16 protein-coding genes are annotated in these 24,747 nt (G+C 63.6%); 4 read left to right on the plus strand and 12 right to left on the minus strand.

The annotated features are described in order from the left end of the window. Positions 1 to 37: 37 nt before the first annotated feature. From C664_RS01590 to acs, 6 genes are all read right to left on the minus strand, one after another. On the minus strand, positions 38 to 2,089 hold the full coding sequence (locus tag C664_RS01590; protein ID WP_004251883.1) for a VC_2705 family sodium/solute symporter: 2,052 nt from the start codon (positions 2,087 to 2,089) through the stop codon (positions 38 to 40). Positions 2,090 to 2,132: 43 nt separating this feature from the next. Continuing rightward, a complete protein-coding gene (locus C664_RS01595; RefSeq protein ID WP_038010640.1) occupies positions 2,133 to 4,325 on the minus strand; it encodes an exonuclease domain-containing protein in 2,193 nt (730 codons plus the stop codon). A gap of 2 nt (positions 4,326 to 4,327) precedes the next feature. After that, positions 4,328 to 4,696, minus strand: a complete 369-nt coding sequence (locus C664_RS01600; protein ID WP_004251893.1) for a response regulator transcription factor — start codon at positions 4,694 to 4,696, stop codon at positions 4,328 to 4,330. A gap of 31 nt (positions 4,697 to 4,727) precedes the next feature. After that, on the minus strand, positions 4,728 to 7,469 hold the full coding sequence (locus C664_RS01605) for a sensor histidine kinase (protein WP_004251896.1): 2,742 nt from the start codon (positions 7,467 to 7,469) through the stop codon (positions 4,728 to 4,730). Positions 7,470 to 7,479: 10 nt separating this feature from the next. After that, positions 7,480 to 7,677: a hypothetical protein gene (locus tag C664_RS01610; RefSeq protein ID WP_004251899.1), complete on the minus strand. Its 198-nt coding sequence runs from the start codon at positions 7,675 to 7,677 to the stop codon at positions 7,480 to 7,482. Between the two features lie 188 nt (positions 7,678 to 7,865). Then, positions 7,866 to 9,830 carry an acetate--CoA ligase gene (gene acs, locus C664_RS01615; RefSeq protein WP_004251902.1) on the minus strand — a complete coding sequence of 655 codons (1,965 nt, stop codon included), beginning with the start codon at positions 9,828 to 9,830 and terminating at the stop codon, positions 7,866 to 7,868. Positions 9,831 to 10,112: 282 nt separating this feature from the next. On the opposite strand from acs, the gene C664_RS01620 reads away from it, so the two are divergent. Then, positions 10,113 to 11,645, plus strand: a complete 1,533-nt coding sequence (locus tag C664_RS01620; protein ID WP_004251904.1) for a fumarate hydratase — start codon at positions 10,113 to 10,115, stop codon at positions 11,643 to 11,645. Between the two features lie 164 nt (positions 11,646 to 11,809). Here C664_RS01620 and ppsA read toward each other — a convergent pair whose 3' ends face one another. Next, entirely contained in the window at positions 11,810 to 14,176 is a 2,367-nt protein-coding gene (gene ppsA, locus C664_RS01625) for a phosphoenolpyruvate synthase (RefSeq protein WP_004251906.1), read from the minus strand. Between the two features lie 129 nt (positions 14,177 to 14,305). Here ppsA and ppsR point away from each other — a divergent pair, with 129 nt between their 5' ends. The 3 genes from ppsR (at position 14,306) to msrB (ending at position 16,823) form a co-directional block, all read left to right on the plus strand. Then, entirely contained in the window at positions 14,306 to 15,139 is an 834-nt protein-coding gene (ppsR, locus tag C664_RS01630) for a posphoenolpyruvate synthetase regulatory kinase/phosphorylase PpsR (protein ID WP_004251909.1), read from the plus strand. A gap of 86 nt (positions 15,140 to 15,225) precedes the next feature. After that, positions 15,226 to 16,395, plus strand: coding sequence for a DUF2863 family protein (locus C664_RS01635; RefSeq protein WP_004251911.1), 1,170 nt, complete (start codon positions 15,226 to 15,228; stop codon positions 16,393 to 16,395). A 26-nt stretch (positions 16,396 to 16,421) separates the two neighbouring features. Continuing rightward, positions 16,422 to 16,823, plus strand: a complete 402-nt coding sequence (gene msrB, locus C664_RS01640; RefSeq protein WP_004251912.1) for a peptide-methionine (R)-S-oxide reductase MsrB — start codon at positions 16,422 to 16,424, stop codon at positions 16,821 to 16,823. Between the two features lie 111 nt (positions 16,824 to 16,934). Here msrB and C664_RS01645 read toward each other — a convergent pair whose 3' ends face one another. The 5 genes from C664_RS01645 to C664_RS01665 all read right to left on the minus strand — a co-directional run bounded on the left by C664_RS01645 (position 16,935) and on the right by C664_RS01665 (position 24,741). Further along, positions 16,935 to 18,116: an acetyl-CoA C-acyltransferase family protein gene (locus C664_RS01645; protein WP_004251913.1), complete on the minus strand. Its 1,182-nt coding sequence runs from the start codon at positions 18,114 to 18,116 to the stop codon at positions 16,935 to 16,937. A 28-nt stretch (positions 18,117 to 18,144) separates the two neighbouring features. Further along, positions 18,145 to 19,071, minus strand: a complete 927-nt coding sequence (locus C664_RS01650) for a CobD/CbiB family protein (protein WP_004251920.1) — start codon at positions 19,069 to 19,071, stop codon at positions 18,145 to 18,147. A gap of 138 nt (positions 19,072 to 19,209) precedes the next feature. Next, positions 19,210 to 19,728 carry a CoA pyrophosphatase gene (locus tag C664_RS20195; protein ID WP_232435053.1) on the minus strand — a complete coding sequence of 173 codons (519 nt, stop codon included), beginning with the start codon at positions 19,726 to 19,728 and terminating at the stop codon, positions 19,210 to 19,212. Between the two features lie 127 nt (positions 19,729 to 19,855). Continuing rightward, the gene (locus C664_RS20200) at positions 19,856 to 20,497 is read right to left on the minus strand and encodes a retropepsin-like aspartic protease family protein (protein ID WP_038010642.1); all 642 of its coding nucleotides are present in this window, start codon (positions 20,495 to 20,497) and stop codon (positions 19,856 to 19,858) included. A 20-nt stretch (positions 20,498 to 20,517) separates the two neighbouring features. Then, entirely contained in the window at positions 20,518 to 24,741 is a 4,224-nt protein-coding gene (locus C664_RS01665) for a pilus assembly protein (protein WP_004251953.1), read from the minus strand. Between the last annotated feature and the right edge of the window lie 6 nt (positions 24,742 to 24,747).

Raw genomic sequence — 24,747 nt, forward strand, 5'->3', positions numbered from 1 at the left:
CCCGGGCAGCGAAGCTGCACGGCCAGGCATGCCGCCCTCAGCTTCGAGGCGAACGGTCGTGATCCGGCGGCAGTTGCGGATAGCGCACGTAATCGACCAGGTCCTGGATCTCCTGCGGCGGCGGACGCGTGGCCAGGCTGACCAGCACGATCGTCAGGAAACCGAGCGGCACGCCAAACACCCCAGCCGAGATCGGGTTGATGTCGAACCAGGCATTGCTCATCGAGCCGCCGAAGAAGCTGTGCGTGCGGACGACGTAGTACAGCGTGACGGCCAGTCCCAGCAGCATGCCCGCAACCGCGCCCGGACGGTTTGCCCGCTTCCAGAAGATGCCCAACACCAGTGCCGGAAAGAAGGCCGAGGCCCCGATCGAGAAGGCCAGCCCCACCATGAACAGGATGTTGTCCGGGCGCAGCGACGCGACCCACGCGGCCACCACTGCCACCACCAGCAGCTGCGATTTCGAGATCACGAGCCGGCGGTGGGTCGTCGCCGCCGGGTTGATGACCTTGTAATACAGATCATGCGACAGCGCATTCGAGATCGTCAGCAGCAAGCCATCGGCGGTCGACAACGCAGCGGCCAGACCGCCCGCCGCCACCAGACCCGACACGACATAAGGCAAGCCGGCGATCTCGGGCGTTGCCAGCACGATCACATCGGTGTTCAGGCGCAGTTCCGCCAGCTGCAGGATGCCATCGGCGTTCAGGTCCTCGATGCGGACCAGCCCCACCTTGCCCCATGACGCCACCCACTCGGGCAGGATGCTGAGGCTCGACCCCACGACGTTGTGGTACACCTCCCACTTGGCGAACACGGCGTAGGCCGGCGCGGTGACATACAGCAGGAAGATGAAGAACAGCGACCACAGCACCGACTTGCGTGCGTCGGTGACACCGGGCGTGGTGTAGTAGCGCATCAGGATGTGCGGCAGCGCGGCCGTACCGACCATCAGCACGAACATGAGCGCAAGGAAGTTGTTGCGGGCCACGGCTGATTCTTCGGGTGTGGCGCCCGGATGCGCCTGCGCATGCCGCGGCGGCGGTCGCGCGCGCTCGAGCGCATCGATCCGCGCCTTCTCCCATTGCACACGGGCCTCGTCGGCCGTGCGCGGCAGGTCGCGCAGCGTGCGTTCGGTCAGGGCGATGTCACGCGCCGACGCATTACCCAGCCGCAGCGCATTGAGACGCTCGATCAAGGCGCGCCGCTCGACCTCGAGCGAACCGGGCAGCGCGTCGATCTTGGCCGCATAGCCCTCCGCGCGAAGGCGGTACAGGGAGCGGACCTCGATCTCGCTGGGCGCCTCGAACAGATCCTGCTCGCGCTCGCTGATCTGCTGCAGCACCGTGCCATACACCGCCTGCGGGATCGGGATGCCGGTGAGCTTGTACGACAGGATCACCACCGGCACGAGGTAGGCGATGATCAGGATCACGTACTGTGCCACCTGGGTCCAGGTCACCGCCCGCATGCCGCCGAGGAATGAGCACACGAGGATGCCGGCCAGCCCGACGAACAGACCGATCTCGAACTCGATGCTGACGAAGCGACTGGTGACGAGCCCTACGCCATAGATCTGCGCGACCAGATAGACGAAGCTCGCGAGAATCGTGGCCCCCAGCCCCACCAGGCGCGCCACGTTGCCCTCGTAGCGCGCGCCGAGGAAATCCGGAATGGTGTATTGGCCGAACTTGCGCAGGTAGGGCGCCAGCAACAAGGCCACCAGCACGAAGCCTCCGGTCCAGCCGGTGACGAAGGCCAGTCCTTCGAAGCCCGAGAAATACAGCGTGCCCGCCAGGCCGATGAACGAGGCCGCGCTCATCCAGTCCGCCGCGGTCGCCATGCCATTGAACATGGCGGGCACACGTCGTCCCGCGACGTAATACTCCGACACGTCGGAGGTACGGCTCATCACGCCGATACCGGCGTAGATGGCGATGGTGACGAACAGGAAGATGTGACCGATCAGGTGCGACGACAGCCCGTAGTACTCGCCAATCGCGAGGCCGACCACGAACAGCAGGAAGGTACCGGTGTACCAGGCGTAATAGCGTCGCAGGCGGCGCGCGAACGCCGAAGGGTTGCTCATCGTCCCCTCCGCCGGCCGGTTCGCAACCCCGTAGCGCAGTCCATCAATACTTGATCCGCGCGTAGTAGGTCTTTTCCGCCGCCTCGCGCGCTTCGCGCAGGGTACGAATGCCCTTCTCGGCCAGCAGCGGCAGGAGCTTGAGGAACACCTCGGCAGTGACGATCGCGTCGCCCAGTGCGGTGTGGCGACCGACGATGGTCAGGCCGAGGCGCTCGGCAATCGCCTCGAGCCGATGCGACTCCTGGTTCGGATGCACGACGGCCGACAACAGCAGGGTGTCGATGACCGGCTGGTCGAAGCGAAGGCCGGTCTGCTCTTCCTTCAACTGCAGGAAGCGCATGTCGAACGCGGCGTTGTGCGCGATCAGCACGGTATCCGCGGCAAACGCGTGGAAAGCCGGCAGCACCGACTCGATGGTGGGCTGTCCGCGCAGCATCTCGGCCGTGATGCCGTGGATTTTCGCCGACTCGGCAGCCAGCGGGCGGCGCGGGTCGATCAACTGCTCGAAGGACTCGTTGCGCAAGAGCTTGCCGTTGAGCACCCGCGTTGCGCCGATCTGGATGATCTCGTCGCCCTGCGACGGGTTCAGGCCCGTCGTCTCCGTGTCGAAAACCGTGAACGCAAGTTCGGTGAGCGGGCGGTCCTCGATACCGTGCGATTTCTCCGACCACGCGAACAGGTCGAAGTCGTAGTACTCGGGACGGCTCTCGCCACGCAGGAAGAGTTCCGCTTCCGACTGCTCCTGCGGGATGGCGGCAGGCAACAGGATGCGGAAGAAGGCACGATGGCGGACCTTCTCGCGCTCGAGCCACATCTCGCCGTCGTGGCGGTCGATGACGTCGCGCACCGTCAGCGGGCTGCTCTCGTCGTCGATCTTCATCGGCTCGAGCTCCCAGCTCATGACCGTCTCGGTGCTCATCGCCTGGCCCGACCAGATCAGGTCGAGGTGAACGAGCCGGCCCGCCGAGCTCAGGCGGAAACGCACCTCGCGCACCTCGAATTCGTCGGAAAGACGGTTTGCGAGGTAGGTCAGCGCCTGCATCAGCGAGAAGCTGTCGACCTTCACCCACAGGCGCTCGTCCACCTCCTCGAGCTTGGTAGGCAAGCCGATGCGCTCCTCGATGCGGCGCTGCACCGCCGCGATGAGGTCGGCCCCCAGCATCTCTTCCAGCGGCCAGCGCACCTTCAGCGAATCCGCAAACTCGCTCGCGGTATCGTTCAGGCGCTGGCCCATGGCCTGCACCTCATCGCGAATGACCTTGCGGAAGCGGTCACGCATCTCGTCGGGCAGGTCGCCGTATTCGAGCATTTCGGCAGCGGCCCGGACATTCCCCAGCGAGGCGCGGTTGCCTTCCGTGAGGTTGTGCAGCATCTGGTCGCGCCGCGACTCGGTCTCGAAGTTCCGCGTGATGTTGTCGAGCATCAGGATGAAGCCGGTGAAGGTGCGCTCGGGCACGGCCTCCCCGCCTTCGATCTTTTCCTCGCTGCGTGCGACTGCCAGCACCGGCGACATCTGCACGCGCAGCAGCTGGCCTGCACGGGTGGTCGTGACGAAATTCGCCTGCGGTTGTGCGACCCCGCGCTTCAGGCGCTGCTGGATGGTTTCAAGCGCGTGGGCAATCAGGTTGCGTTCGAACACCGCATAGATGGAGCGGCCGAGGCCGATCAGCTCGCCACCGCCCGCCACGCCAGGCGCGTCGGACAGGGCACGGAACTGCATGCGTGCGCGGTTGTTGTAGAGCAGGATGCGTCCGTCGAGGTTGCAGACGACGACGCTCTGGGTCAGCTCGGACATCAGCGCCGCGAGGCGGTTCTTCTCCTGCTCCACCGAATCCTTCGCACGCGCGATCTGCGCCTCGACGTCGCCGAAGATCTCGTCGCGCTGGCTCGCCAGCTCGTTGGCGGCAACCGCGAGCATCTGCACTTCGGGCGGTCCGTTGGGCTGCACGCGGAAACCACGGTTTGCGCCCAGCATCAGGCGCAGATTCTCGGCCATGCGCAGCAAGCCCTGCACGTACTGGCGGAACAGCGTCCGCAGCACCCCGACGCCGGCAGCAAAACCGAGGAGGGTCAGCATCATCCCCACCCCCAGATGCGGCGCGAGCACATCGACGAGTTGCTGTCGGCCGTCGCCCTCAGTCTCGAACCAGACGATGAGCGCAGTGAGGATGAAGGGGCCGGTCATCAGCAGCCCCAGCACGACCACCGCGAGCGCGAACCGGAGCCGGGCGGACATGGTCACGCCCCCAGCAGGCTGCGGACTTTTTCGACGAGCTCCTTGGTCGAGAAAGGCTTGGTCATGTAGGCGTCCGCGCCCAGCGCGAGCCCCTTGGCGACCTCGGTGTCACGCCCCTTTGCCGTCAGCATCAGGATGCGGACCCCGCCCAGTGCTGGATCGGACTTGATCTCCTGGCAGACTTCGAAGCCACTCTTCTTGGGCATCATGACATCGAGCAGCACCAGATCGGGACAGTCCTTGCGGATTCGCGCCACGGCCTCCTCGCCGTCGGTCGCCACCAGCACTTCGAAGCCCTCGCGCTTCATGAGGAATTCCAGGGAAATTACGATGTTCTGCTCGTCGTCTGCAATCAGAATCTTTTTACTCATGCGCTTCTCCTCCCTCCTGCGCCATTCTATGTCATTCGCCGCCTGCAGCCGACGGCAGCGGCAGCTCGAATGAAAACGTCGCCCCCTCCCCGGGCACCGATTCCAGCCACAGCCGTCCGCCGAAGTGCTCTACGATCTGCCGGCTGATCGGCAAGCCCAGCCCGGTGCCCTGCGGGCGCGAACGCTCGTCGCCGCCCTGCCTGAACTTCTGGAAGATCTCGGGCTCGAGGGCGGGCTCGATCCCTGGACCGTTGTCACGCACATCGACCCGCAGCCACTGTCCATTGCGGCGCAGCCGCACCAGCACGTGACCGCTGTCCACCGGAACGAACTTGGCTGCGTTGGACAACAGATTCAGCATCACCTGCAGCAGACGGTCGTGGTCGGCCCGCAGCAACGGCACATGTTCGGGCAGATCGAGCTCGACCTGCGCGCGGCGGTCGCGGAACAACTGTTGTGTCGCATCGACGGCATGGCTCACCAGTTCGCACATATCGATGTCGGTGTTGTGCCATTCGGCATGACCCGACTCGATCTTCGCCATGTCTAGCACCTGGTTGACGAGCCTGGTCAGCCGCACCGTCTCGGACACGATGATGCCGAGAAAGCGCTGACGATCCTCCACGTCGATGTCCGGATCATCCTTCATCATCTCGGACAGCGCCCGGATCGAGGTCAACGGCGTGCGCAGCTCGTGCGTGACCGAAGACATGAAATCGTCCTTCAGGCGATCGAGTTCCTTGAGCTTCTCGTTGGCCGCGCGCAGTTCCGCGGTGGCGGCCTCGAGCGCCCGCGACTTCTCCTCGAGCTGGTGCGAATAGGCACGGACCTGGGAGGCCTCGTCGAGGATGTCCATCACCTCGCCGAGGCCGAGCGGCTCCTCCTGCACCACCGTCGCCACCATCACGCGCGCCGACGCGCTGCCGATCGCCCCGGCAAGCAGCGACTCGGCAAAGTGGGCGAGCTCCGGATCGGCCTTGAGCTGATCGATGCGCTCCAGCCCGTGCGCCCGTGCATAGGCACCAAAGGTCTCTTCGGCGCGACGCTGTCCGAGAAAACGCGCCACCAGCGGTACGAGGTCTGCCACCTCGGCCCCCGCACGCCAGAACCCGGCGGGACGCGGATCGCCGCGACGACCGACATCGACGAACAGCGCCGCCTGGCTCGCCTCGACGCCGGTCGGTACGCGCAGCAGCGACACGAACACGTAGCAGCCGATGTTCGCCAGCATGCTCCAGAACAGTGAATGGCTGATGTTGTCGAGCCCGGTCAGGCCGAACAGGTGTTCGGGCCTCAACCAGTTCAAGCCGAACAGTCCGTGCTGCAGGAAGTACGGGTCGAGCCAGCCCGACTTCGCGAACGAGGGTAGCAGGAGGGTATAGCCCCACACCACGAATCCGGCCAGCAGGCCGGCAAACGCGCCCTCCCGCGTGCCGCCCCGCCAGTACATGCCGCCGAGCACGACGGGGGCAAACTGCGAGACGGCCGCAAAGCTGATGAGGCCGATGCTGACCAGCGCATAGGCTTCACCGGCGAGCCTGAAATAGACATAACCCAGCAGGAGTACGCCGACGATCGCGCCCCGACGGATGCCGAGCAGGAGGCGGGTCAGGTCGCGCTGCTCGGACAGCGCAAGGCGGCGACTACGCAACAGCAGCGGCATCACGAGGTCGTTGCAGACCATGGTCGACAAGGCGATCGCCTCGACGATGACCATCCCGGTCGCCGCCGAGAGCCCGCCGATGAAGGCGAACAGCGCCAGCGCGGCGTTGTCATGGGCGAGCGGCAAGGTCAGCACGAAGGTATCGGGGTCGACCGTGCCCCGCCCGAAATGCAGCAGGCCGCCGAGCGCAATCGGGATGACGAAGATGTTGATCGCCAGCAGATAGGCAGGAAACAGCCACGTCGCCCGCCGCAGATGCTGCTCATTGACGTTCTCGACGACGGCAATCTGGAACTGACGCGGCAGGAAGATCACCGACAGCATGGCCAGCAGGACATAGGCGAACCAGCCGCCGTATCCGCTTTGTCCGCTGCCGTTGAACGCGAGCAGGGCGGCAAGTCCGGGCTCGGCAAGGGCGCGCGCGTACAGGTCGCCAAAGCCGTCATAAAGGACGTAGGTGACATAGAACCCGACGGCGAGGAATGCCAGCAGCTTGACGACCGACTCGAACGCAATCGCGGCCACCATGCCTTCGTGGCGCTCGGTCGTGTCGAGGTGCCGCGTGCCGAACAGGACGGTGAACGCCGCCAGCGTCAGGGCGACGTAAAGGGTGCTATCGAGCCACCAGCCGCCCGACTCGCCAAGGTGCAGCAGCGCGTCGGCATCCTCGATGAGGAGTGCATAGGCGCTCGAGACGGCCTTCAGCTGTAGCGCGATATAGGGAACGATGCCGACGACCGCGATGACGGTCACCAGGCCACCGAGCAGATGGCTCTTGCCGTAGCGTGACGCGACGAAGTCCGCAATCGAGGTGATGCGATGACTGCGCGCGATGCGGATCATCTTGAGCACCACCAGCCAGGCCAGTGCCATGCCCAGGGTCGGCCCCAGGTAGGTGGGCAGGAACCAGACTCCGCCCGATGCCGCACGCCCGACACTGCCGAAATAGGTCCACGCAGTGCAATAGACGGCCAGGGAGAGGCCGTAGGTCCAGGGGTTGGCGATGATGGAGCGCCCCTGATCCGCGCGGCGGTCGCCGACATAGGCGATTGCGAACAGCGTCAGCAGATAGGCGAACGATACGCCGACGATCAGCCAGCCAGGCAGCATCGCACCTTCCTCAGCGCGGCCCGCGCTCGACGATCCAGGCCACGAGCACGATCAGCGCGGACCACACGCCGAACAGATAGACATGGAGCAAGGGCCAGCCGAACAGCGTCGACGGCCCGTCAAACAGCGCGAGCAAGGGAAAATTGAGCAGCAGTACGCCGGCGATGAACACCGCCACCAGGCGCTGCCCCGCGAGTGCCTTGCGCATCATGTCCCTCCCATGATGGACGCCCCGACCAAAAGACGAATGCGCCCCCTGCTCTGAGTGGCAGGTTGGGCGCACCGTACGAACAGGGGGCGCGCACTGCGCGCCCGTCTCCCCTTCCCACCCGGCATCGCGCCGGGTCCTCCCCTGTCGATCATTGCAGGCCGGACACCTGCCCGGCCTGAAACCGGTCAGCCCTTGAGCTGCTCGAGGATGTGCGGGTTCTCGAGCGTCGAGGTGTCCTGCGTGACGTCCTCACCCTTGGCAAGCTGGCGCAGCAGACGGCGCATGATCTTGCCCGAGCGGGTCTTCGGCAGGTTCTCGCCAAAGCGGATGTCCTTCGGCTTGGCGATCGGCCCGATCTCGAGTCCAACCCAGTTCTGCAGTTCCTTGATCGTCTTGGCAGCCTCTTCGCCGGTGGGGCGCGGCCCCTTCAGCACCACGAAGGCCACGATCGCCTCGCCGGTCACATCGTCCGGACGGCCAACGACGGCAGCCTCGGCAACCTTTTCGTGCGCCACCAGCGCCGATTCGATTTCCATGGTGCCCATGCGGTGACCGGACACGTTCAGCACGTCGTCGATGCGGCCGGTGATCGTGAAGTAGCCCGTTTCCACGTCGCGGATCGCGCCGTCGCCAGCGAGGTAGAGCTTGCCCTGGAAGTCCGCCGGGTAGTAGGACTTCACGAAGCGGTCCGGATCGCCCCAGATGGTGCGGATCATCGACGGCCACGGCTTCTTGACCACCAGAATCCCGCCCTGCCCCCACGGCACTTCGGTACCGGTCTCGTCGACCACCGCAGCCTGGATGCCCGGGAAGGGCAGCGTGCAGGAGCCCGGCACCATCGGCGTGGCACCCGGCATCGGCGTGATCATGTGGGCGCCGGTTTCCGTCTGCCAGAAGGTATCGACGATCGGGCAGCGGCTGCCGCCGACGTTCTGGTAGTACCACTCCCAGGCCGCCGGGTTGATCGGTTCGCCCACCGAGCCGAGCAGGCGCAGGCTGGACAGGTCGTACTTGGTGGGATGCACGGTCGGGTTGTTGTCCGCGGCCTTGATCAACGAGCGGATCGCGGTCGGCGCGGTGTAGAAGATGCTGACCTTGTGGTCCTGGATCATCTTCCAGAAGCGGCCTGCATCCGGATAGGTCGGCACGCCCTCGAACACGATCTCGGTCGCACCGCAGGCGAGCGGGCCGTAGGTGATGTAGGTGTGGCCGGTGACCCAGCCGATGTCCGCGGTGCACCAGAAGATGTCGTTCGGCTTGATGTCGAAGGTGTACTTCATCGACAGCACGGCCTGCAGCAGGTAGCCGCCCGAGGAGTGCTGGACGCCCTTCGGCTTGCCCGTCGAACCCGAGGTGTAGAGGATGAACAGCGGATGCTCGGCCTCGACCCACTCCGGCTCGCAGACGTCCGACTGGTTGGCACACACGTCGTGGAACCAGCTGTCACGACCGGCCACCATGTTGCAGTCGCCGCCGGTGCGCTTGACCACCACGACGTTCTTGATCGTGTCGCAGCCACCCAGCGACAGGGCTTCGTCGGCGATGGGCTTGAGCGGCAGCGCCTTGCCGCCGCGGTGCTGGCCGTCCGAGGTGATCAGGGCGACCGCGCCCGCATCCTCGATGCGGTCGCGCAGCGCGTGTGCCGAGAACCCACCGAAAACGATCGAGTGGGTGGCACCGATACGGGCGCAGGCCTGCATCGCGACGACGCCTTCGATCGACATCGGCAGGTAGATGACGACGCGGTCGCCCTTCTTGACGCCCATGCCGCGCAGGGCATTGGCGAACTTGCTGACGCGGCCGAGCAGATCCTTGTAGGTGACGCGAGTGACGTCGCCGTTGTCGCCTTCGAAGATCAGCGCAACCTTGTCACCCAGGCCGTTATTGACGTTGCGGTCGAGGCAGTTGTACGAGACGTTGAGCTTGCCGTCGGCAAACCACTTGAAGAACGGCGCATTGCTCTCGTCGAGCACCTGGGTGAACGGCACCTTCCAGTCGATCAGTTCCTTGGCGCGGCGGCCCCAGAAGCCCTCGTAGTCGTCCTCTGCTTCCTTGCACAGCGCTCGGTATCCGTCCATGCCGGAAACCGCGGCGTTCTTCACCATCTCTTCCGACGGGTTGTAAATGCGGACTTGCTGTTCGTTGGACATGCTCACCTCTCCTCAACTGATCAAATGGTTGAAGCCGACCCATTGCGGGTCCTCGACTGGTTGGCTCCAGTCTTGAAATCCGTTCATCCGTTTCGACAACCGGTCACCGGGCTGCCGCCGAATGGCATGCATTTAAGAACATGTATCTTACACAGGACTTACATGCCTGCTATCGGGGCCATGAAGGACGCGGCCGGGGCGCGGTGCTAAAATTCCAACGTTGATCGAGCTGCGATCCACCTACGGCATTCTGCCCCTCAAGTCATCCGGAGACCAAGCGTCATGACGATTATTCGCGAAGAAGACCTCATTCAGTCGATTGCGGATGCGTTCCAGTACATCAGCTACTACCACCCGCTCGATTACATCCAGGCACTCGGCGAAGCCTACGAACGCGAAGAGAGCCCGGCCGCGAAGGACGCGATCGCGCAGATCCTGACCAACTCGCGCATGGCCGCCGAGGGTCATCGCCCGATCTGCCAGGACACCGGTATCGCCGTCGTCTTCCTCAAGGTCGGCATGAACGTCCAGTGGGATGCGAAGCGGAGCGTCCAGGAGATGATCAACGAGGGCGTGCGCCGCGCCTACAACAACCCCGACAACAAGCTGCGCGCCTCGGTGCTGCTCGACCCTGCGGGCAAGCGTCAGAACAGCAAGGACAACACGCCGGCCGTGGTCCACTACGAGATCGTCGAAGGTGACGAAGTCGAAGTCATCTGCGCAGCCAAGGGCGGCGGCTCCGAGAACAAGTCGAAGATGGTCATGCTCAACCCGTCCGACTCGATCGTCGACTGGGTGTTGAAGACCGTACCGACCATGGGCGCGGGCTGGTGTCCGCCGGGCATCCTCGGCATCGGCATCGGTGGCACGCCCGAGAAGGCGATGTTGCTGGCCAAGGAATCGCTGATGGAGCCGGTCAACATCCACGAACTGCGCGAGAAGGCCGCCTCGGGCGCCAAGCTGTCCCGCGTCGAGGAGCTGCGCCTCGAACTGATGGACAAGGTCAACGCGCTCGGCATCGGCGCGCAGGGCCTGGGCGGCCTCACCACCGTGCTCGACGTGAAGATCATGGACTACCCGACGCACGCCGCGTCGCTGCCGGTGGCGATGATCCCCAACTGTGCCGCCACCCGCCACGTGCATTTCCACCTCGACGGCTCCGGCCCGGCCCAGCTGCCGACGCCGAAGCTCGAAGACTGGCCGCAGGTCACCTGGAAGGCCGACACCAACGTCGCCACCCGCGTGAACCTCGACACGCTGACCAAGGAAGAAGTGGCCTCCTGGAAGCCGGGCCAGATCCTGCTGCTGAACGGCAAGATGCTCACCGGCCGCGACGCCGCGCACAAGCGCATCGCCGACATGCTGGAGAAGGGCGAGAAGCTGCCGGTCGATTTCACCAATCGCGTCATCTACTACGTCGGCCCGGTCGACCCGGTGCGTGACGAAGTCGTCGGCCCGGCCGGCCCCACCACCGCCACGCGCATGGACAAGTTCACCCGCATGATGCTGGAGAAGACGGGCCTGATCTCGATGATCGGCAAATCCGAGCGCGGCCCGGTCGCGATCGAGGCGATCAAGGACAACAAGTCGGCCTACCTGATGGCCGTGGGCGGTGCCGCCTACCTGGTGTCGAAGGCGATCAAGGAAGCCAAGGTCGTCGGCTTCGAGGACCTCGGCATGGAAGCGATCTACGAATTCACCGTGCAGGACATGCCGGTGACGGTCGCGGTCGACGCCAACGGCACCAGCGTCCACAACACCGGCCCCAAGGAGTGGCAGGCGAAGATCGGCAAGATCCCGGTCGTCGTCGCCTAAGCAGGTAAGCGCTCGCCGCCACCCGCGGCGCAGCGCCACAGCCCGGCCAAGGGAAACCTGCCTCGGCCGGGCTTTTTCATGGGCAGAAAAAAGGAACGGGGGAGCGGGCATCACGCCCCTCCCCCGCTCCTCACTTCAGCACCGGCTCGCCGCCGGCGCCCAGCTTATTGGGCGCGATGCGCGGCCAGCTTCAACCAGGTGTCGACCACGGTATCCGGGTTCAGCGAGATGGTCTGGATCCCCTCATCCATCAGCCACTCGGCGAAATCGGCGTGGTCGGACGGCCCCTGACCGCAGATACCGACGTACTTGCCGAGCTTGTTGGCCGCCTGGATCGACATCGACAGCAACTGCTTGACCGCCGGGTCGCGCTCGTCGAAGGCATGCGCCACCAGACCGGAGTCGCGATCCAGGCCAAGCGTGAGCTGGGTCAGATCGTTCGAGCCGATCGAGAAACCGTCGAAGTACTGCAGGAACTGCTCGGCCAGGATGGCGTTGGACGGGATCTCGCACATCATGATCAGCTTGAGGTCGTTCACACCGCGCTTGAGGCCGTGCTCGGCCAGCAGATCGACCACGCCGGCGGCCTCTTCGAGGTTGCGCACGAACGGGATCATGATCTGAACGTTGGTCAGGCCCAACTCGTTGCGCACCTTCTTCATCGCCGCCACTTCCATCTCGAAGCAGTCGCGGAAGCTGTGGGCGATGTAGCGCGAGGCGCCACGGAAGCCGAGCATCGGGTTCTCTTCTTCCGGCTCATAGATCTCGCCGCCGAGCAGCTTGCGGTACTCGTTCGACTTGAAGTCGGACATGCGCACGATCACGGGTTTCGGATAGAAGGCGGCGGCGATGGTCGCCACGCCCTCGACCAGCTTCTCGATGAAGAACTGCTTGGGCGTCGCGTAGCCACGCGAGCGGCGGTTGATCTCGTCCCGCAGGTTGGCCGGCACCTGACCGAGATCGAGGATCGCCTTCGGGTGGATGCCGATCATGTTGTTGATGACGAACTCGAGGCGAGCCAGGCCGACGCCGCCGTTGGGGATCTGCGCGAACTCGAAGGCGAGCTCGGGGTTGCCCACGTTCATCATGATCTTCACCGGAATCTCGGGCAGGTTGCCCATGTCGGTGGTGATGACCTCGTAGTCGAGCTTGCCGCGATACACGTAGCCGGTATCGCCTTCGGCGCAGGACACGGTGACGGATTCACCCTCATTGAGGACGTCGGTCGCGTTGCCGCAGCCGACGATGGCGGGGATACCCAGTTCGCGCGCGATGATCGCAGCGTGGCAGGTACGGCCGCCGCGGTTGGTGACGATGGCGCTGGCGCGCTTCATCACCGGCTCCCAGTTCGGGTCGGTCATGTCGGTGACGAGCACGTCGCCCGCCTGCACGCGATTCATCTCGGAGGCATCGCTCACCACCCGCACCACACCGGCGCCGATCTTCTGGCCGATGGCACGGCCGTGCGTCAGCGCCTTGCCGTACTGCTTGAGGCGGTACTTCTCCATCACCAGACCGGTGTCCTGGCTCTTCACGGTCTCGGGTCGCGCCTGCAGGATGTAGAGCTTGCCGTCGACGCCATCCTTGCCCCACTCGATGTCCATCGGGCGGCCGTAGTGCTTCTCGATGATCACCGCGTAGCGGGCCAGCTCCAGCACATCCTCGTCGGTCAGCGAGAAGCGGTTGCGATCGGCTTCGGGCACATCCACCGTGCGAACCGACTTACCCGCCACGGCCTTGTCGGTGAACACCATCTTGATCAGCTTGGAGCCCAGGTTGCGGCGGATGATCGCCGGCTTGTCGAGCGCCAGCGTGGGCTTGTGCACGTAGAACTCGTCCGGGTTCACTGCACCCTGCACCACCGTCTCTCCCAGACCGTAGGACGCGGTGATGAACACGACCTGATCGAAACCCGACTCGGTGTCGATCGAGAACATGACGCCCGAGGCACCTGAGTCCGAGCGCACCATGCGCTGCACGCCCGCCGACAGCGCGACGTCGGCGTGGGCAAAGTTCTTGTGAACGCGGTAGGCGATCGCGCGGTCGTTGTAGAGCGACGCGAACACTTCCTTCATGGCGTGCAGGATGTTCTCGTAGCCGTGAATGTTCAGGAAGGTTTCCTGCTGGCCGGCAAAAGAGGCGTCCGGCAGGTCTTCGGCGGTTGCCGACGAGCGCACGGCAAAACTGCCCTCGCCTTCGGCGGTAATCTTCTCGTACGCCGACTTGATCTCCGCTTCGAGCTGCGCCGGGAACGGAATGTCGATGATCCACTGGCGGATCTGCGCACCGGTCTTCGCCAGCGCGTCGACGTCGTCGACGTCGAGGGCGTCGAGCGCGGCATTGATGCGATCAGCCAGACCGTCATGGGCGAGGAATTCGCGGTAGGCTTCTGCGGTCGTCGCAAAACCACCGGGCACGCGTACGCTGGACGGCAGCTGGCTGATCATCTCGCCGAGCGAGGCGTTCTTGCCGCCGACCTTTTCGACATCGGTCATGCGCAGTTCGTTGAAAGGGATCACGTAGCGAGTCATGGCTGGACTTCCGCAAAAGGGAGATAGAAAGCAAAATGCGATTTTACCGTTTTATTGTGCTCTGCCGCACGACAGGGTTTGCCCCAATACCCACCCGGCCGCTCCGGCCGGCGCATACAGGTATCCATCATGAGTGAAGTGCCCACCCGCACCGTATTCTTCGTCTCCGACGGCACCGGCATCACGGCCGAAACCCTAGGCCACAGCCTGCTTGCACAGTTTCCTGAAGGCAGGTTCAGGCAGGTCCGTGCGCCGTTCGTGGACGACATCGACAAGGCCATCGAATGTGCGGCGCAGATTCGCGAGGCCGCCGCAGCCGACGGCGTCCGCCCGATCGTGTTCAGCACCCTTGTGAACGACGACACGATTGCTGCGCTGCACAAGGCCGACGCCCTGTTCCTTGATCTCTTCGAACGCTTCATCGGCCCGCTCGAAACCGAACTCGGGCAACGTTCGACCCATGCTGTCGGACGCTTCCACGGCATCGCCGACAGCATCAACTACAAGCACCGCATCGAAGCCATCAACTTCGCGATGGCGCACGACGACGGCGTGTCGAGCGACGGCGAACTCGCGGAAGCCGACGTGATCCTCGTCGGCGTCTCGCGTTCCGGCAAGACGCCTACCAGCCTCTACCTGGCGATGCAGTTCGGCGTCAAGGCCGCCAACTACCCGCTGATTCCCGAGGACTTCGAGCGCAACAAGCTGCCAGGCGAGTTGCACAAGTACCGCACCAAACTGTTTGGCCTCACCATCGCGCCGGAACGCCTGTCGCAGATCCGCCAGGAGCGCCGCCCGAACAGCCGATATGCCTCGTTCGAGAACTGTCGCTACGAAATCGACGCCGCACACAAACTCATGCGGCGCGAGAACATCCGCTGGCTCGACTCGACCACGAAATCCATCGAGGAGATCTCCGCAACGATCCTGCAGACCGTCCGCGTCGACCGCCCCGGATTCTGATGCGCGGGGCTTCCGCGCACGATCGACTACAATACGATCCGTCGCGCCCGCGCCTGCGGACGCCCCAACAGCAACAGGACATCCCGATGAAAAGAACGCGCCTCAAGCGCCGTGGCGGCCTTGGCCGCATCGCCGAAAGACTCGTCTGGCTCGCCAACGGACTGACCGAATCCGGCAGCCGTGTCGAAGACCGCTATTGGGACCAGCAACTGAGCAGCACCATCGACGCGAATCTCGCCGACGATGAGGAAGAGGCGCTCAACGCAGCACTCGATCACCTCTACAGCACCGAACCGCGCGCCTACGACGAACTTGCCGACTTCATCGAGTCGCGTGCCGAATGTGCCGCCGGCGCTTTTTCGACGCATGACGTGGTGTTGGTCGCAGCCCCCATTCTGGCGTGGTCTCGCTACCGCATTCCCGCCTCGAGCATCCCGCCCGCCGTCCTGGCGAACCTTCGTGTGCATCTGCAGGCGCACGTACTCGCCAAGGGGGCACGGCTTGCGCTGGCAGACTTCCTTTTCAGTCCCGACCAGTTGCCGCAGGGCTACTGCGCCACGGCAGAGTTCGCCAAGGTGCTGGGCACCGCCGCAATGGACAACCACGACCTGCGGATCAGTACCGAAGGCATGCCCGAGACAGCGCAGTTCCTGTCGGACACCCGCTACCTGCTCGCCGCGGTCGCCGTTCCGCGGGGCGCGGCCCTCTTCCGCTGGCAGGAGGACGACGGCAGCCGCGACACCGCCCGCGACCAATGGCGCACCCAGGGCGGCGCCTGCCTTGCGCCGCTGCTGCCGGGTTGCGCCATCGATCTCGTGCTGCCCGAGAGTTACTTCGCCGCCAGCCGCGCGGCGGACAAGGACAGCCGCCCCTACTCGATCCGCGCCTCGGTGGCCTTCCTCGGCACCGCGCTCGAAACGCCGGCCGCCAACCTTCGCGCAGTCATTGCCCCCTTCTGGGACCGCCAGCTCGAGGAGTACCGCGTCGGCATCACGGTGCGCGGCAGCGACCAGGTCGTGCATGGCGTGGTCTGGCCACTGCTTGGCGCAGAGGACGACAGCACCGACTGCGCCGCACAGATCGAAGCCGTGCTGCGCGAGTGTGGCGTGAATGACGTCGTGCACCTCGATCACCAGTTCCCGCTCGAGTATTGCGACGACTGCGGCGCCCCGATGTACCCGTCGCCCGAGGGCGAGGTCGTGCACGCAGAGATGCCCGAGGATCGCGCGGAACAAATGCCGCGCCATCTGCACTAAGCGCTTACTCAGGCAGGCATACGACGATGACTCGCAAGATCGAAAAACCGGACACCGAATGGCGTGCCCAACTCAGCGACATGCAGTACCACGTCACGCGCGAGAAGGGCACCGAGCGCGCCTTCACCGGCGAATACTGGAACGTCTGGGACAAGGGGGCCTACAACTGTGTCTGCTGCGGCGCCCCGCTATTCCGCTCAGAGCACAAGTTCGACGCCGGTTGCGGCTGGCCCAGCTTCTGGACGGCCGCTGAACCCGACAACGTCGAGTCCGCCATCGACCGCAGCCATTTCATGGTACGCACCGAAGTGCTTTGCCAGCAGTGCGGCGCCCACCTCGGCCACGTCTTCGAAGACGGGCCGCAGCCCACCGGTCTGCGCTATTGCATCAACTCGGCATCGATCAAGCTGGAAAAGGATCCAGACTGACGCCCCTTGGCTGACCGGCGCACGCTGGCGCGAGCTCGCAAGCCAGGAACAAAAAAACCGCGCAAGCCCAAATGGGCTGCGCGGTTTTTTCGTGGTGTCGACCGAGCGCGCTTAGACGCGTTCCCACACCGTCGTGATGCCCTGGCCACCACCGATACACATCGTTGCCAGGCCGTAGCGGCCATTCACGCGGATCAGCTCATGCAGCAGCTTGGTGATGATCACCGAGCCGGTCGCACCCACCGGATGACCCAAGGCGATGGCGCCACCGTTCGGGTTGACCTTGCTCGTATCCAGTTCCAGCCCGCGATTGACCGCGATCGACTGGGCCGCAAAGGCTTCGTTCGACTCGATCACGTCCATCTGGTCGAGCTTCAGGCCAGCGCGCTGCAGCGCGAGCTTGGTCGACGGAATCGGGCCTTCGCCCATCACATCGTTCGGCACGCCGGCAATGGCATAGGACACCAGGCGGGCGATCGGCTTCTGGCCGGCAGCGGCAGCCTTGGCGGCGTCGGCCAGCACCAGGAAGGCGGCGGCGTCATTGATGCCCGAGGCGTTGCCGGCGGTTACCGAACCATCCTTCTTGAACGCCGGCTTCATCTTGCCCAGCGCTTCCATCGTGGTCATGCGCGGATGCTCATCGGTGTCGAACACCACGGTGCCTTTGCGCGTCTCGAAGGTGATCGGGACGATCTGGTCCTTGAAGCGCCCTTCGGCGATTGCGGCCGCAGCACGCTTTTGCGACTCCAGCGCAAAGGCATCCTGCTCTTCACGCGAGATGCCCCACTTGGAGCACAGGTTCTCCGCAGTGATGCCCATGTGACCCACGCCGAACGGGTCGGTCAGCACGGCCACCATGGCATCGATCGCCTTGGTGTCACCCATGCGCGCACCGCTACGCAGCGCCGGCAGCAGATACGCGCCGCGCGACATCACTTCGACGCCACCGCCGATCGCATAGTCCGCATCGCCCAGCATGATCGCCTGCGAGGCGCTGACGATGGCCTGCTGCGCCGAACCGCACAGCCGATTGACCGCAAACGCCACCGAGTCCATCGACATGCCAGCGTTCACCGTCGCCACGCGGGCCACATAGGCGTAGCGCGAGTCGGTCGGAATGCAGTTACCCACCGCAGCGAACGAAACCGCCTTCGGGTCCACACCCGCACGGGCAAACGCTTCCTTGGCGACGACGGCGCCAAGCTCCGACGGCTCCATGTCCTTCAGCGAACCACCAAAACCGCCGACAGCGGAACGAACAGCACTCAGAACAACGACTTCACGGTTTGCCATGCGAACTCCCTCCTAGGAAATCGAAATCTTACCCGCCCACCCAGCCGGCTAGGCCAAGCAGGGCAAGCATGAACAAACACACCAGCAGCGCCCGCCACACCAGGCCTACCGTGCTTTGCATGTGGTCAGCGTCGGCTTCGTCGCCCTGCCCCAGTTCAGGTCGGTCGACGATCTCACCGGACTCATGGATGGGCATGCCAAGTCTGACGCCCAGCGCTCCCCCGCCACTTGAAAGCAGTATAGCCGACGATCTGTCGGGCCACAGCACGGCCTGCGTGCGCCAACAGTAGATTGCATCCTCGAAGTTACCAACGATCGAGAACGAGGCCGCGGTGAGTCGCACCGGCAACCAGTCGATCACCTCGAACGCCCTGCGCGCGAAGCGGCCAAACTCGCCGAACTCGGGGTCGGTACGCCGCCCCCAGTCCTCGGCGAAGAAACGCGCCAGTCGATACATCACAGCGCCGCTCGGGCCCGGCAGAATCACGAACCAGAAAGCCACGCCGAACACGTTGCGGTGCGCTGCCACCAGCGCCTGTTCGATTGTCAGGCGCGCCACCTCGCTCGAACTCGCATCCCGATAGCTGCCTCCCCGCCACTCTCCGAGCAGGGTCCGCGCCCGGTCGAGTTCCCCCATCCGCAAGGCCAGGTGGATGTCGGTGAAGAAATGACTCTCCTGACGAAAGCCCATCGTCAGATAAAGCGCCGCCACGTTGAACGCAAACGCGAGCGCCGGATGTACTTCCCAAAGAAGGTAATGAAGCAGCGCCGTACCGCCCGTCCCGATTATGACGACCAGAGCCCATGCCATTCGTCCATGTTGCGCCTGTCCGTCATTAAAGCGACGCACCAAGGCGCCCGACAAGGTCGCGAGCGGGTCGAGCACAACGTGTTTGACCGGTAACGGGCGCACCTGCTCGAGCAGCAGGGCAATGATCAGCGAGAAGAGCGTCATGCAGCAACCGGGGAACGAGGAAGGGACTCGGAATCTGTTTCATCCAAGATACCACAACTGCCAATGACAGCTCGTGCGCACGACGGGCGCCAACACCCGTGAACAAGGCGTTTCAGATCGCCCCTTGAGGTCTCTGTATCAACGCTCCGGCTCCCTCAGCAGACGGTACAAGGACATGAGGATCCCAGCAGTCGCACCCCAGATGAAGTAGTCCTTGTAAGGCATGGCGTGGAACTGTCTTTCTCGCCCCTCGTGCACCAGACTATGGCGTTGATGGTTGGCCGGGTCGAGAAAATGTCCCAACGGCACCTCGAAGGCCTCCGCCACCTCGAACGCATCCAGTTGGAGTTCGAACGGCGGATGCACAAGCCCGACCACAGGCGTCACGCGAAATCCCGTGCCGGTGTAATAGTCAGGCAAGGCGCCAAGCAACTCGACGTGGCGACGGTCGAGACCGATTTCTTCCTCGGTCTCACGAAGTGCGGTGTCAACAGGCGTCGAATCCTGCGCCTCGACACGGCCACCCGGGAAGCTGATCTGGCCCGGATGGTGGTGGAGATGGTCGGTACGGCGGGTGAGGAGAATCGCGGGATCAGCGCGGCCCATCACAAGGGGCACAAGCACCGCTGCCGGTTTATGGTGGCTGCCATCAAGCATCTCGGGCCAATCGCCGTTCCGGGGGCGATCTCCAGGCAGTGCAAGGAGTGAACGCAACTGCTCAAGTTGCTTAGCCATTGTTACGGCCATGTTCCTTGATCCTCGTCTCTCAAGCTCGCACCTTCAGTCAATAGCGTCGCTCCAGTACGAGACGGCTGCCGTCCCGGGTCATCTGCATGCGGTTCAAGAAACTCATGCCCAGAAGAACGAAAGGCATCTCGCTTTCGTGGACCGCAGCATCGACGCCCGAGAGTTCGATGCCTCCGACACGAATCGAGTTCAGTTTGACGATCCAGATGGGTGCAATGCCATTCGCGGTATTGCTCTGGCCGCGTAGCCCCTTCTTGTAGTCGATTCCGGCGCGCTGCGCATCGGCGGCACTCAACGACACAGAGGTTGCGCCCGTATCGACCAGGAAGCGCATCGACGCGCCATTGACCGTGCCCGGCACGACGAAGTGACCGCGGCTGTCACCTTCGATGACGATGCGCACGCGTTCATCCGGTGAACTCTTGCTGACTACCCGCTGCCCCAGCGCAAGGGTCTGCCGCTTTCCGTCAATCTCAACAACAGCGGAGTCTCCCCTGACCGAGATCAATCGCACGCCATCCGGCGTCAACTGCCCCACCCTCAAGGTATGTAAGCGGTCATCACCGGTCACGATCACCGCGCGATCACCGAACACACCCGACAGACCGACATCGCTCGCCAAGACACTTCCGCTGCAGAGGACTGCGCCGGCAGCCAGCGGGCCGCCGATCCGTTGCATCAAGTGGGGCAACTCAAGCCTCACTGAATCACCTCCCGCCAGACGGCCCGCTTGCTCTGAAACGCTGCCCCACCACCAGGGAACTCCTCGGTGGGCACGATTTCTGGCGTGGGATTGTCGGCCTTCACCACCGAAACCTTCGGCTTGCCATCGATATAGACGATGTTGATACCGACGATCGGTGCACTGAAGCGCGTCGACACCCGCGTCCAGGTCGGCACGGGGCCTCCGGTTCTGTAATCGAGGAAGTTGAGCCAACTGTATCCGCCAGGCTCGCAAGCGGTCGTCGTCGGCACTGTAGTCGGCACGATCAACACTCCACTGACGAGTTCGGAGGCGACGTTCTGACGCTCCCCATCGTCTGGGAGGTCCACATACCACCCGCGCGCACTGGACGGTACCGGGTTGCTCGTACCGATACGCGTTGCCGCCTCCGTTTCGGTAAAGCTCTGCTGTACCAGCGAAGTTCGCGGATTGACCAAGGTCGTCGTCTCGTCGTCATCCTTGATCCCATACAGCGACTGGACCTGCGTATCACTCAGGTCCGTCACCTCGAGGTACTTGCCGGTACCGATGAAGATCATCCGCTTGCCATTCAGCCTGCCCAACTCCGGCCGCGTGGTGATCGGCTGAGGCTCGGTTGCCGCTGAATCGGAAAACAGCGTCGCAAACTTGAGGGGGTTCACACCCGTTTCCTCACCGCTATTGAGATCAAAGCGCCAAACGTTACCAAGCAGGTCTCCGCCGTAGGTATAGCCTGCCGTGTTGTTTCGACTCAGGTCGTCGACCCAGACCGCAATACGCGACAGCCCGCTCGGATTGGTCGAACTCCCGACACCGGTGCCAATCTTGCGCACGACAGCGCCCGTCCAGGCATCGAGCACGTACAGGAAGCCCTCTCCCGCGTTCGTGCCACCGGCATTGTTGTAGCCCGAAGTCAGGGCCACGACCCATTGCCCGCCTTCCAGTTTGGTCACGACGGGATTGCCGAAGCTGTAGCCCAGGTCGTCATCGTCCTCAACGGTGAACTCCCAAAGGAGCGCCGGAGAGTCCGGGTTGGTCACGTCGAGTGCGAAATAGCCCCGACCTCCGCCGTTAAGACCACCGATCAGCACCGTCTTCCACACGGCCGATGCGGCATCGGTGCAATTCGCCGTGCAGATATCGGATACGACCGGCGCACCGTTCACATAGTAGCGATGCAGGGTGCCGTAATTCTGGTCCGCAAGCAGCGACAGGTACGGAATCACCATGCTCGGGACATACGCCCAGCGCTCGGTGAGATCCGCAGAGTTGAACGCGTGCAACATGCCGTCGTTCGATCCGACATAAATCGTGCCGCCACGTGACGCATTCGCGGTCTTGAACGCCTCATAGCCCGGGTCGGTGTAGCTGAACTTCGGCCTGCCAACGTAATTCGGCGTTGATTCGACAAGATCACCCAGCACCGCGTCGCGCCTACGGAAGACCTGGTTGTCGACTGCGTTATCCGGCCGCATTTCGAAGCCATATTGGCCTCGCAGGTAATTGACGAGGTTAGCCCCGGTGGCCTGCGCCTGCTGGGCCTCAGTCAGGTCTCCCCACTGACTCAGGGTCGACGCGTCGAAGTAGCTCTGCTGGGTCGCGGTGAGGTTGTCGTAGGTGAAACTCACCAGACCACCACTGCCACTCGTGTAGATGGTTCGCGTGTCCGTAGAGGCAGCCACCTTCCCCGCCATCGTTCCCGTGCATGGAGCGATGCCTTCAGATCCAGAAACGTTCTCGACGCAATGGAGCGGAGCAAGACCAACCGCACCGGTGTCCAGATCGATTTCCCGTGCCTCGAGGTTCCCGGTCCACTTGACGGTCGTGTAACTCGCGACGTAAGCGAAGTTGTCACCCGCCACCGGTGACAGCGTACTGGTCGCGGCTGCGGCGCCCGCACCGACCCGAACACGCATTTCGGACAGCGCACTACGCAGGCCATTGGAAAGCTCTGTCGGGTTCCCGGCGCTGAAGTAAGTCCCCCGACCACTGACCGCGGCATGCCACAGATCATCCACAGCGCGCGGGCTATCAGCCGCGGGCACCGGCCAGTTCGCTTGCGGCGTGCCGAGACCGTTCAGGATGTTCCAGTAGTCGCCGGTCGTCGCGGTCTTGTAGTCGCTTCGGTAGCGCAACTCTCCGTCCACCCCCAGGCCGAGGGTGAAGGTGGTCATGTGCTGCTTCGGATTATTGTCGTCGCCACTGGTGAACACATTGTTTTTGCACAGATCCTCACCCGCAATCGAACCCGTACAATTGCCTAGATCCTCGGTGCGAAGGTCAGTCTCGTAGTAGTACTTCGAAATGTCCGCAAGACTGTTCGAACTCGCAGTGGGCCCCTCGTAGTATGGACGCTCGGTCGTGCCACCATCCTGATTGCCGACGGACGATCCTGCAACATTGCGAATGTCCGTGCTACCAGTGTCTCCGTTCCAATAACCGTCCGTCGTCACCAGCGAAAAGTTCTGCTGGCACGAATACTGGACCGGATCATCGGAACCCAAGCCCGCATAGATCCTACCGACGTTGGCCAGAGCCGAACGTAACGGCGTACCGCCGTCGGGATAGGCATCGAACAGGCGGTCATACCAGGTGTCCTTATGTGCGTCCGTACCCGCGGAGAAGTTATCGATCTGGAGGTAGTTGGAAGTTCGGTTGTTCAACGTGTAGAAACCGACACGATACGTGCTGTCGATCGTTACGAAGGCCCGGCTGACGGAAGTTTTCATGGACTGCATCCGCGTGCGGTACCAAGCGAACCAATTCGCAAAATTGCGAAGTTCCTCCTCGTAGGTGCAATTCGGCGCAGCGGCGCAATCGGTCCGTCGGCTGCGGTCGACTACAGTCGTGCCGTCGACGACGATATTGCCGTAAGTGGCACCTGAGACAATGTCGATCCGGGTGAACGCGCCAGGCACGAATACAGGCGGACTCGCAGGCGCTCCACCGGCGAACGTAGCCGAAGAGAGCGACGCCCCCGAGATGGTGTAGAGCAAAGACTGACCGTTGTATGAGCCGTCCGGGGCGGTAACCGTGACGTCATTGCTGGACCGAGTTCCGCTGAAGCCGCTCGAAATCCGATCTGCAATTGCTTGTGCCAAGCCTCTATTTCGGGTCCCGGAATTACTGTTCGAGTTGCAATACGTGAAGGAATCCGACAGGAGCTCAGCACCACTGCTCACACGAATACTCGTAACCGCGACAACGTTCGACCGACCGTCGCACGTTGCGTTGACGCCCGTTGCGCTACTACGCCCAACCCCGCTTACGGAGAATGTAGCCGTGCTCGCCGAAGCCCCGGTTGCGCCCGCTGTGACGATCGTCGGGTAGCGCGGATAGTTGTAAGTCGAACTCTGTGTCGCCCGGCAATCAGTACGATCTGAATTGCGACACCAGCGAAGCTTCGCCGGGACAGGATGTGTGGCCGACGGGCCGGTCGCCGCAACGCAATTGGTCAGGTCGTTGTCCGTGCAGTACTCGCCGGGAACCATCACGTAGTAGAAGGGGCCCGCTGTGCGCGTTTCCGTCGTAGGCGCATCCACTGTCCCGACCGCAAACGTGCGTGTGCCGCTCGCCGTCGTCGCGCGCATCGTCGTGTAGGACTTGCCGTCTACAACGCCCGGCAGCAGGTAATCACCGTTGCGAAGGCAATCCGTGTAAGTCGAATCGGTGCACCATTCGACGTCGGGATAATTGCTCACGAGGTTGAGGGTCGAACTCGTCTGCACGCCATAGCCGTCGAGGGGCACATTGCTCGTACCGCTGTAGCTCGTTCGCTCGGTTGCATCATGATTGAAGGGCGGCGAGTATGTGACAGTCGGGTCGTAGTAGATCTTGTTGAAGTCTGCCGAGTAAAAAGGTGGCATTCCCCGCAGGTCAGTCGCCGACGAGGATGGCAGGCACGTGCTGGTCCGTGTCGAGGAACTGAGGTTGGTCCCGCCGGCCGTCCGACAACAACGCAAGGATGTGCCGGTGCCACTGCCCTTGCAGTAGTTCGAGTCAACCACAAGGTCGGGCATGTAATCCCAGTTCATACTGCCGGAGTTGTCGAGCACGAACATCAGATTGGGACGCACGTTGGTCGTGGTCGCATTCGCCAACGGCGAGGTCGCCAGATCGACGATCTCCGCACGTACCGCGTGCGGCACCAGCAATGTCGCCGCCAGAACGAGGCCTGATGCGGCCGAGCGCATGAACTTGTGCAGAGCGGTGGCTTTCATGATGTG

The organism is Thauera sp. 63 (genome assembly GCF_000310165.2).
Taxonomy (GTDB): Bacteria; Pseudomonadota; Gammaproteobacteria; order Burkholderiales; family Rhodocyclaceae; genus Thauera; species Thauera humireducens.